Here is a 1,748-nt window from a genome sequence, read left to right as displayed (position 1 = left end):
CCGACGGGCCACAGCGTGACGTTTGGCGATACGTTGTACTCGAATGCGGAGAAAACGGCGGCGTCATTCAGCTTTAGCAACGCGGAAGCGGGGGCCAGTTACAGCTACACCATCAGCAGCTCTAATGGTGGTAGCAGCGTGACGGGCACAGGCACGGTGAATAGCGGCAGTGAGATCGTCAGTGGCATCGACTTGTCTAATCTTAATGACGGCACCTTGACGCTGTCGGTCATCGTGACGGACAGCGCGGGCAACAGCGCCTCGGCGGTGACGGCGAGCAGCACGCTCGACACGGCAGCACCAACGGTGACCATCAGTGACGACACAACGGGCACGGCCACGGGCGATGTGCTGTACACCTTCACCTTCAGCGAAAGCGTGACGGGCTTTACCGAAGACGACATCACTGTATCCGGTGGAACCAAGGGCACCTTCACGGCCGTCAGTCGCACGGTGTACACCCTAGTGGTGACGCCAACGGCGGACAGCACCAGCAACCTCACGGTGGATGTGGCGGCGAGTGTGGCGACAGACACAGCGGGGAACCCGAACAGCGCGGCGACGCAAAGTGTCCAAGTGGTCGACACGGCGTTGCCAAGCATTGGCATTAGCAGCGACAAATCAGCGCTGAAAGTGGGGGAAACGGCGACCATCACCTTCACCTTGTCAGAAAGCAGCAGTGACTTTGCGGCGGACGACATCACCGTGACGGGTGGCAGCTTGTCGGGCTTTACCGGCAGCGGCACCAGCTACACCGCGACCTTTACCCCGACCGCTAATACGACCAGCACGGCGACCATCAACGTGGCGGCGAATACCTTTACCGATGCGGCGGGCAACCACAACACGGCGGCCCCGCAACAGAACATCGGTGTCGATACCCAAACGCCGACGGGCCACAGCGTGACGTTTGGTGATACGTTGTACTCGAATGCGGAGAAAACGGCGGCGTCATTCAGCTTTAGCAACGCGGAAGCGGGGGCCAACTACAGCTACACCATCAGCAGCTCTAATGGCGGCAGCAACGTGACGGGCACGGGCACGCTCGCCAGCGCCAGTGAGACCCTCAGTGGCATCGACCTGTCCAATCTCAATGACGGCACCCTGACGCTGTCGGTCATCGTCACGGACGGCGCAGGCAACAGCGCCTCGGCGGTGACGGCGAGCAGCACGCTCGACACGGCGGTACCGACGGGCCACAGCGTGACGTTTGGCGATACGTTGTACTCGAATGCGGAGAAAACGGCGGCGTCATTCAGCTTTAGCAACGCGGAAGCGGGGGCTAACTACAGCTACACCATCAGCAGCTCTAATGGTGGTAGCAGCGTAACGGGCACAGGCACGGTGAATAGCGGCAGTGAGACCGTCAGTGGCATCGACCTGTCCAATCTTAATGACGGCACCTTGACGCTGTCGGTCATCGTGACGGACAGCGCGGGCAACAGCGCCTCGGCGGTGACGGCGAGCAGCACGCTCGACACGGCGGTACCGACGGGCCACAGCGTGACGTTTGGCGATACGTTGTACTCGAATGCGGAGAAAACGGGGGCGTCATTCAGCTTTAGCAACGCGGAGGCGGGGGCTAACTACAGCTACACCATCAGCAGCTCTAATGGTGGTAGCAGCGTAACGGGCACAGGCACGCTTGCCAGCGCCAGTGAGACCCTCAGTGGCATCGACCTGTCCAATCTTAATGACGGCACCTTGACGCTGTCGGTCATCGTGACGGACGGCGCAGGCAACAGCGC

The 1,748-nt window shown here is 61.1% G+C and carries 1 protein-coding gene; it reads left to right on the top strand.

The genetic code is table 11. The features are described 5' to 3' along the window. Positions 1 to 1,748: Ig-like domain-containing protein (locus UF06_RS03675; protein ID WP_045569235.1), on the top strand; the 1,748-nt coding region annotated here is incomplete at both ends.

Source organism: Vibrio sp. S234-5 (assembly GCF_000960595.1).
In the GTDB taxonomy this organism is placed as follows: domain Bacteria; phylum Pseudomonadota; class Gammaproteobacteria; order Enterobacterales; family Vibrionaceae; genus Vibrio.
Note: the sequence above shows the minus strand (reverse complement) of the source record. Positions and strands in the feature narration are given on the sequence as shown.